This is a genomic window from Pseudomonas tehranensis, from assembly GCF_014268615.1.
Taxonomy (GTDB): Bacteria; Pseudomonadota; Gammaproteobacteria; order Pseudomonadales; family Pseudomonadaceae; genus Aquipseudomonas; species Aquipseudomonas tehranensis.
Genome location: NZ_JABWQV010000242.1, coordinates 1 through 7676, shown reverse-complemented (window position 1 = coordinate 7676; position 7676 = coordinate 1). Strand labels below are relative to the sequence as shown.

The 7676-nt window shown below is 60.6% G+C and carries 8 protein-coding genes; 3 read left to right on the top strand and 5 right to left on the bottom strand.

Going from position 1 to position 7676, the window contains the following annotated elements; all coding sequences use genetic code 11:
* Positions 1-121: 121 nt before the first annotated feature.
* The 5 genes from HU811_RS22870 to HU811_RS22850 all read right to left on the bottom strand — a co-directional run bounded on the left by HU811_RS22870 (position 122) and on the right by HU811_RS22850 (position 4708).
* Positions 122-655, bottom strand: a complete 534-nt coding sequence (locus tag HU811_RS22870) for a C40 family peptidase (protein ID WP_186658229.1) — start codon at positions 653-655, stop codon at positions 122-124.
* Between the two features lie 165 nt (positions 656-820).
* Complete coding sequence (locus HU811_RS22865; RefSeq protein WP_186658226.1) at positions 821-1447, bottom strand: C40 family peptidase; 627 nt, start codon at positions 1445-1447, stop codon at positions 821-823.
* 211 nt (positions 1448-1658) lie between these two features.
* The gene (hda, locus tag HU811_RS22860) at positions 1659-2363 is read right to left on the bottom strand and encodes a DnaA regulatory inactivator Hda (RefSeq protein ID WP_003178999.1); all 705 of its coding nucleotides are present in this window, start codon (positions 2361-2363) and stop codon (positions 1659-1661) included.
* 181 nt (positions 2364-2544) lie between these two features.
* Complete coding sequence (locus HU811_RS22855; RefSeq protein WP_047228724.1) at positions 2545-3618, bottom strand: AI-2E family transporter; 1074 nt, start codon at positions 3616-3618, stop codon at positions 2545-2547.
* 31 nt (positions 3619-3649) lie between these two features.
* Complete coding sequence (locus HU811_RS22850) at positions 3650-4708, bottom strand: DUF2066 domain-containing protein (RefSeq protein WP_186658224.1); 1059 nt, start codon at positions 4706-4708, stop codon at positions 3650-3652.
* Between the two features lie 364 nt (positions 4709-5072).
* Between HU811_RS22850 and purM the strand changes: the two genes are divergently transcribed.
* From purM to HU811_RS22835, 3 genes are read left to right on the top strand one after another with little or no spacing between them, the layout of a single operon-like run.
* Positions 5073-6131 carry a phosphoribosylformylglycinamidine cyclo-ligase gene (gene purM / locus HU811_RS22845; protein WP_092457205.1) on the top strand — a complete coding sequence of 353 codons (1059 nt, stop codon included), beginning with the start codon at positions 5073-5075 and terminating at the stop codon, positions 6129-6131.
* Positions 6131-6793 carry a phosphoribosylglycinamide formyltransferase gene (gene purN / locus HU811_RS22840; protein ID WP_092402744.1) on the top strand — a complete coding sequence of 221 codons (663 nt, stop codon included), beginning with the start codon at positions 6131-6133 and terminating at the stop codon, positions 6791-6793. The genes purM and purN overlap by 1 nt, the downstream gene beginning before the upstream one ends.
* Before the next feature lie 8 nt (positions 6794-6801).
* Complete coding sequence (locus tag HU811_RS22835; protein WP_047228728.1) at positions 6802-7515, top strand: DUF3108 domain-containing protein; 714 nt, start codon at positions 6802-6804, stop codon at positions 7513-7515.
* Positions 7516-7676: the final 161 nt, after the last annotated feature.

The window sequence follows — 7676 nt, the reverse complement described above, 5'->3', positions numbered from 1 at the left end:
CTTGCTCCCGCTGGGTCGCGTAGCGGCCCCCTGCTGCTGGCGGTTGCTGCGCAACCGAACGGGAGCAAGCTCCCTCGCCACAAGAGTTCTGCTGATCGGCGCAAAAAGCGAACTTGAATCGTCAGGGATTACGCGCCAGATGCGCCGGTTGCAGCACCCGCTTGGCGCTCAGATAGGCTTTTTGCCAATAAGCCTTGGACAGGCTGTCGAGCTTGACCGTACCGCCGGTCGCTGGCGCGTGGACGAAGCGCCCTTCCCCGACATAGATCCCGGCATGGCTGACCTGGGAGCCGCCGTTAGTGGCGAAAAAAATCAAATCACCGGTCTGCAACGCGTCCTTACCGACACTCTGGGCGCGCATGCCAATCATCTCGCGGGTGGAACGCGGCAGGGAGATACCGGCCGCATCGCGATACACATAGCCAATCAGGCCACTGCAATCAAAGCCTGAATCCGGCGTATTACCGCCCCAACGATAGGGTGTCCCCACCAACCCCAGCGCCCGGAACAGCACGTCTTCGGCAACCGGGGAAAAGCTTTGCGCGGGAGCGAATACCACCGGAGCCCGCACCGGCGCAGGTGGCGGAGTACGGCTGGCGCAAGCGCTGAGCAGCGCGGCAAAGAACATGAGAGCGAGGCGGGCCGACGTCGACATATGCAGAACAATCCTGATCTGGATGCGGCTTTTCTGCCGTGGGCATGAAAACAAAGCCGCCTGCGGAATACGCAGGCGGATTGCCATCAATCAATGATCATGGATTCTAGCGGCTATGAGGCAAACTTCAAGTAAGACTTTAAGTTTGCCTTACAAACTGTGGGCTTACTTGCGAGCAGTGACCACGGTTGGTGCCATGGCGAGGGCGCGCTTGGCTTCGATGAAGGTCTTGCTCCAGTAGCTATCGCCCAGACTGTCGATGCGCACGCCACCGCTGCGACGGCTGCTGGAATGGATGAACTGGTTATCACCCAGGTAGATACCGGCGTGACTGACACGACCACGACGACCGTTGGTAGCGAAGAACAGCAGGTCGCCCGGCTCAAGCTCGTTGCGAGCAACCAGCGGGGCCTTCACGTTGATCATTTCGCGAGTGGAGCGCGGCAGGCTCATGCCAGCCTCTTCGCGAAACAGATACCCAATGAAACCGCTGCAATCGAAGCCGGCCTCGGAGGAACCGCCAAAACGATAGCGGGTACCGATCAAGGACATGCCCCGCTCCAGGATGCTGTCAGCCAGCACCGGAAGCTGATAAGGCTTGCTGCCGGCGAAGTCTGCCAGCTCTTTGTCGGTGGCCATTTCTTCCTGAAGTGCAACAGAGGAAGACTGGGCAGTAACGGAATTTTGAACCTGTGGTTGTTGCGCTTGCTGGGACACTGGAGAGTGGCCAGCGCAACCGAACAACAGGGTAACGAGTGCGAGAGGCACCAGGGGTGCGAAGCGACTTAGCATGGGCACGACCGTGGCTGAAGTTGTAAAGATGGCGAGACTATGCCCACTATCAAGCTCATTTGCAAATTCAATCGATGCAAATGTGACTTCTCGGTTTTAGGTTTACATCTAAGCGCCAAAACCGTTTCCACCCCTCCGCAGCCTGCAGGCCAGAAGGGACGCGGGCTGTGCCGTGGCAGAAGCAGGCTATAAGCCACTACTGCTGCGACTTCTACCAGCCAAGGGTTTCTTTCAAAAAAGGGATGGTCAGCTTGCGCTGGGCCTGAAGCGACGCCTGGTCGAGACGTTCAAGCAGTTCGAACAACGCGCTCATGCTGCGGGTGCCGCGGGTAAGGATAAAGTGCCCGACCTCATCGGTCAGGTGCAGGCCACGCCGGGAAGCGCGCAGCTGCAATGCACGGAGTTTGTCTTCGTCGGAGAGCGGGCGCATCTGGAAAATCAGCGCCAGGGTGAGACGGGACTTGAGATCGGCCAACTTCACCGGCAGTTCCCGTGGCGACGTCGAGGCTGCAATCAGCAAACGCCGGCCGCTGTCGCGTAACCGGTTGAACAGATGAAACAGCGCTTCTTCCCAATCAGCCTTGCCGGCCACCGCCTGAAGATCATCCAGGCAGACCAGTTCGTACTGTTCAAGGTTGTCGAGGATCTCCACGCCGCGATCCAGCAACTCGGCCAATGGCAGATACACCGCCGGCTCGCCCAATTGCTCGAACCGCAGGCAAGCGGCCTGCAACAGATGCGTGCGCCCTACCCCGTCCTTGCCCCACAGATAGATCAGGCTCTCGGTCCAGCCGGCGTCGGCTTCGCAAAGCCGCTCGACATAGCCGAGTGCAGCGGCATTGGCGCCTGGGTAGTAGTTGATAAAGGTGGCGTCATCACGCAGACGCACACCTAGGGGCAGCTGAATCGGTTTCATGCTGACTGAACAGTTCCAAAAGAACCGTTAGTGGCCTCTGTGTAAAGTGCGCAAAGTTTATACCCGTGACGCGGACCGCACAATGCGCCGGACCACGAGCAAAATCAAAGGTTTGCAGCGACAGAACGATGGAGCGACGGTTTCCCTGACGCTGGGACAACCGCCGCGCCCGCCATTGGCGTTATAGCTCGGGGTCTTCGACGCCACTGTAGATGTCTGAATCCTTGTACAGATCGTGCATATGACGCACCAGCACCATGATCACCGCCGCCACCGGCAGCGCCAGCAGAACCCCGGTAAAACCGAACAACTCACCCCCTGCCAGGATCGCAAAGATCACCGCTACTGGATGCAAGCCGATGCGATCACCCACCAGCAACGGTGTCAGCACCATGCCTTCCAGGGCCTGCCCGACCATGAACACCGCCACGATGCCGACCATCGGGTACAGATCACCGCCAAACTGGAACAAGCCGGCAATCAACGCCGCGCCGATACCGATGACGAAGCCCATGTACGGCACGATGGCGGCAAGCCCGGCGATCAAGCCGATCAATAGCCCCAGCTCCAGGCCCACCAGCATCAATCCCGCCGCATAGATGAAGCCCAGCGCCACCATCACCAACAATTGTCCACGCACAAACGCCCCCAACACTTCATGGCATTCGCCGGTCAGGGTCATGATGCGTTCTTCACGATGGCGTGGCAGCAGGCTGCGGATCTTGGCCATCATCAAGTCCCAGTCGCGCAGCAGATAAAAGGCCACCACCGGAATCAACACCAGGTTCGCCAGCCAGCCAATCAACGCCAGTCCCGAGGCCGTGGCCTGGCTCAATACCACACCGACGATGTCAGAGGTCTGCCCCATATGCTCGCTGATGGCCGCCTTGACCTTGTCGAACTTCCAGAACCCTTCAGCCAACCCCAGCCTCGACTGAACCCACGGCACGGCGGTGTGCTGCAACCAGTCGAGCATCTGCGGCGCCAGCTCGTACAGACGCATCAGTTGCTTGGCCAGCATCGGGATCAGCACCAGCATCAGGGCGATGACAATCAAGATGATCAGCCCAAACACCGACACCACGCCCCAGGTCCTGGACAGGCCGAGTTTTTCCAGGCGATCTACCAGTGGATCGAACAGATAGGCCAGGAGCAACGCAACCAGGAACGGCGTGAGGATCGGATGCAGCAAATAGATGAACACAAACAGCAGGGCGACCCCACCCAACCAGAACCAACGCCGCGTATCGCCCATGAACCACTCCTAGCTATATAAGAAAGAAAAACTACCAGCGAAACCGCAGGTTGGCCGTCGGTTCAGGCGATGGCGCGGCGGCCGGAATTGAGCCATCAGCGGCTGGCTGGGCCACAGGCACTGGCGCGACGGCTTCGCCGGCAGGAATTTCCTGCAGTTTCGCCAGGGCCAATTGCGCTTTCAACTGTTCGGCGCTGCCGTTGACCCGATAAATGATCCGGTCCCCTTCAACCCGCTGTAACTGCCCACCGAACGGCTCGAGCAAACGCCCAAGCGCCGCATAACGTTCCAGGTTCATGCCCTGCACTTCCAGCAGTTGCTCGGTGGCCACGCCCGGCTTGGTAACGAAACGCGGCGCCAGGCGTTGGCTCACCGCCAGCATCACCGCATCAGCCAGGGCGGCAGGGTCGGCGCCCTGGGCATTGCCCTGCTCGCGCTGGTCACCCTGCCACAAGCGCCAGGTCGCCTGCCATTGGCCGCCCTCTTCCTTGGCATGGACCGCCAACAAGGCGTCTGCGCCATAACGCTGCGATGCTTCGCGCAGCGGGGCCGGGTCACTGCCTTCCAGGTTTGACGCGGTAGCAACGATCTGCTCGCTCAAATCCGCCAGGGGCAGGTGCAGCGGCAGGCCACGGTGCTGGGCGGCGCGGCGCAGTGGCTCGGCACTGCCCTGGCCATCGCCCACCAGGTTGGAACCTTCAGCCGAGTCGTTCAGCCACCAGCCCAGGATCGCAGGCCGATTCGCGCCCCACAACGACAAGCCCGCCGAGCGCAAGGCCCGGTCAGTGCTCGCTGGATCGAAATCCACCTTGAGGCTTTCCGGCGGCCCGGCATCGTAACCATATTGAAGAATGATCTGCTGAGGGTCCTTGCGGATCGCCGCCAGACCGGGATTTTGGGCGGCCTTGGCATCGCCGGTCAGGCGCAGCACCAGCGTGTCGAGGGCGCGCAGAGTCGCCTGGTCACGCTCTTGCGGGGCCTGGCTGCTGACCGGCTCGAGCACCTGATAGAGGTTATTGAGGTTTTCGGCATGGCTCGCCACGCTGATCAACGACAGGCAACCCACAGACAAGAGTTTGAAAAAACGCATGGAAGATTCCCGGACATAACGGCTGGAACAGGCCGTGTGAAGAAAATGAGCATGGCTGTGACCACAGCACCTGGCAAAACATTCACACGCCCGCTGGAAGTTTCGCACTGTCATCACCATAGCCGGTTACCGCTACACCTTATACAGACGCATGGCGCAGCACCAATAGGAGAAATATCGGTTTTTTTCCAAGGATATGTCCCTGCCCGTCGGCGCGAGGATGGCCGCTGCCCCTCAAGCCTGATAAAATCGCGCGCCTTCGCAGACCGGCAATGGCTGGGCACCCGGAATAATTCGTACAACGGTTATTCAATGGCCCCGGCGGTCGGTCGTTACCCAGAAATCCCCCCTAAAGGCCTGGATCATGAGCAAGCAACCCTCCCTGAGCTACAAGGACGCCGGTGTAGACATCGACGCCGGTGAAGCATTGGTCGAACGCATCAAGAGCGTCGCCAAGCGCACTGCGCGCCCGGAAGTCATGGGCGGCCTGGGCGGTTTTGGCGCCCTCTGCGAGATCCCGGCCGGCTACAAACAACCGGTGCTGGTTTCGGGCACTGACGGCGTCGGCACCAAGCTGCGTCTGGCCCTGAACCTGAACAAGCACGACAGCATCGGCATCGACCTGGTGGCCATGTGCGTGAACGACCTGGTGGTTTGCGGCGCCGAGCCGCTGTTCTTCCTCGACTACTACGCCACCGGCAAACTGAACGTCGACACCGCCGCCCAGGTGGTCACCGGCATTGGCGCCGGCTGCGAGCTGTCCGGCTGCTCCCTGGTCGGCGGCGAAACCGCTGAAATGCCAGGCATGTACGAAGGCGAAGACTACGACCTGGCCGGTTTCTGCGTCGGTGTCGTGGAAAAATCCGAAATCATCGACGGTTCGAAAGTCGCCACTGGCGATGCCCTGCTCGCCCTGCCATCGTCCGGCCCGCACTCCAACGGTTATTCGCTGATCCGCAAGATCATCGAAGTCTCGGGTGCCGACATCGAAAACACCCAGCTCGACGGCAAGCCACTGGCCGACCTGCTGATGGCCCCGACCCGCATCTACGTCAAGCCGCTGCTCAAGCTGATCAAGGACACTGGCGCCGTCAAGGCCATGGCCCACATCACCGGCGGTGGCCTGCTGGACAACATCCCGCGCGTACTGCCAAAAGGCGCCCAGGCGGTGGTTGACGTGGCGAGCTGGACCCGTCCGGCCGTGTTCGACTGGCTGCAAGAGAAAGGCAACGTCGATGAAACCGAAATGCACCGCGTGCTGAACTGCGGCGTGGGCATGGTGATCTGCGTGGCCCAGGAGCACGTTGAAACGGCCCTGAATGTACTGCGTGAAGCCGGCGAGCAACCTTGGGTCATCGGCCAGATCAGTACCGCCGCCGAAGGCGCTGCCCAGGTCGAGCTGAAAAACCTTAAGGCTCACTGATGCAAGAACAGAAGCCTGCAACCTGTGATGTCGTGGTGCTGTTGTCCGGCACCGGCAGCAACTTGCAGGCCCTGATCGACAGCACGCGGACCGGCGATAGCCCGGTCCGCATCCGCGCGGTGATTTCCAACCGCGCCGATGCCTACGGCCTGCAACGCGCCAGGGATGCGGGGATCGACACCCGCGTCCTGGATCACAAAGCGTTCGATGGCCGCGAAGCCTTCGATGCCGCGCTGATCGAACAGATCGACACGTTCAATCCGCAACTGGTGGTTCTGGCCGGCTTCATGCGCATCCTCAGCGCCGGCTTCGTGCGTCACTACCAGGGCCGCCTGTTCAATATCCATCCATCGCTGCTGCCCAAATACAAAGGGTTACACACTCACCAGCGCGCGCTGGAGGCCGGAGACACGGAGCATGGCTGCTCGGTGCACTTCGTCACCGAGGAACTCGATGGCGGACCACTGGTCGTACAGGCAGTAATACCGGTAGAGTTGCACGACACGCCGCAAAGCCTGGCCCAACGGGTTCACGCCCGGGAACACCAGATCTACCCGATGGCCGTGCGTTGGTTTGCCGAAGGCCGGCTGACCCTCGACGATCGCGGTGCCTCACTGGACGGCCAGTTGCTCGCCGCCAGCGGCCATTTGATTCGATACTAGGAGATTTTATGCGTCGCGCCCTGCTCTTCGCTTGCGCTCTGCTTGCCCTGCCCCTGGCACAGGCCGCAGACCTTCAACCGTTCTCCGCCAGCTACACCGCCGACTGGAAACAGCTGCCCATGAGCGGCACCGCCGAGCGCAGCCTGACCAAAGAGGCCAACGGCACCTGGAAGCTAAGCTTCAAGGCTTCGATGATGATCGCCAGCCTGACGGAAGAAAGCACCCTGACCCTGGACAAGGACACGCTGCTACCACAGTCCTACCACTTTGAACGTGGCGGCTTGGGCAAGGCCAAGAAAGCCGACCTGGATTTCGACTGGAACACCAAGATGGTCACCGGCACCGATCGCGGCGATCCGGTCAAACTGCCACTCAACCGTGGCATGGTCGATAAATCCACGTATCAGTTGGCCCTGCAGCACGACGTCGCGGCCGGCAAGAAAAGCATGAGCTATCAGGTTGTCGATGATGGCGAGATCGACACCTACGACTTCCGCGTACTGGGCCCAGAGAAGGTCGACACCAAGGCCGGCCAGATCGACGCGATCAAGGTCGAGCGCGTGCGCGACCCGACAAAAAGCAAACGCATCACGGTGCTCTGGTTCGCCAAGGATTGGGATTACCTGCTGGTACGCCTGCAACAGGTCGAGACCGACGGCAAGGAGTACAACATCATGCTCCAGGACGGTACGGTTAACGGCAAGGCTGTGAAAGGCAGCTGACCGACGCCGAAAAAAAGAAGCCCCGCAAATGCGGGGCTTCTTTTTGCCTGGATTCCATGAACACCCCATCAACCCTGTGGGAGCGGGCTTGCTCCCGAAAGCGGTGCATCAGTTAACCAGATATCGACTGGCCCACCGTATTCGCGAGCAAGCCCGCTCCC

What these genes read in the sequence shown, in the direction of transcription:
- HU811_RS22870 (WP_186658229.1), bottom strand. Translation starts at nt 655, where the DNA reads ATGTCGACGTCGGCCCGCCTCGCTCTCATGTTCTTTGCCGCGCTGCTC.
- HU811_RS22835 (WP_047228728.1), top strand. Translation starts at nt 6,802, where the DNA reads ATGCGTCGCGCCCTGCTCTTCGCTTGCGCTCTGCTTGCCCTGCCCCTG.
- hda (WP_003178999.1), bottom strand. Translation starts at nt 2,363, where the DNA reads ATGAAACCGATTCAGCTGCCCCTAGGTGTGCGTCTGCGTGATGACGCC.
- HU811_RS22865 (WP_186658226.1), bottom strand. Translation starts at nt 1,447, where the DNA reads ATGCTAAGTCGCTTCGCACCCCTGGTGCCTCTCGCACTCGTTACCCTG.
- purN (WP_092402744.1), top strand. Translation starts at nt 6,131, where the DNA reads ATGCAAGAACAGAAGCCTGCAACCTGTGATGTCGTGGTGCTGTTGTCC.
- purM (WP_092457205.1), top strand. Translation starts at nt 5,073, where the DNA reads ATGAGCAAGCAACCCTCCCTGAGCTACAAGGACGCCGGTGTAGACATC.
- HU811_RS22855 (WP_047228724.1), bottom strand. Translation starts at nt 3,618, where the DNA reads ATGGGCGATACGCGGCGTTGGTTCTGGTTGGGTGGGGTCGCCCTGCTG.
- HU811_RS22850 (WP_186658224.1), bottom strand. Translation starts at nt 4,708, where the DNA reads ATGCGTTTTTTCAAACTCTTGTCTGTGGGTTGCCTGTCGTTGATCAGC.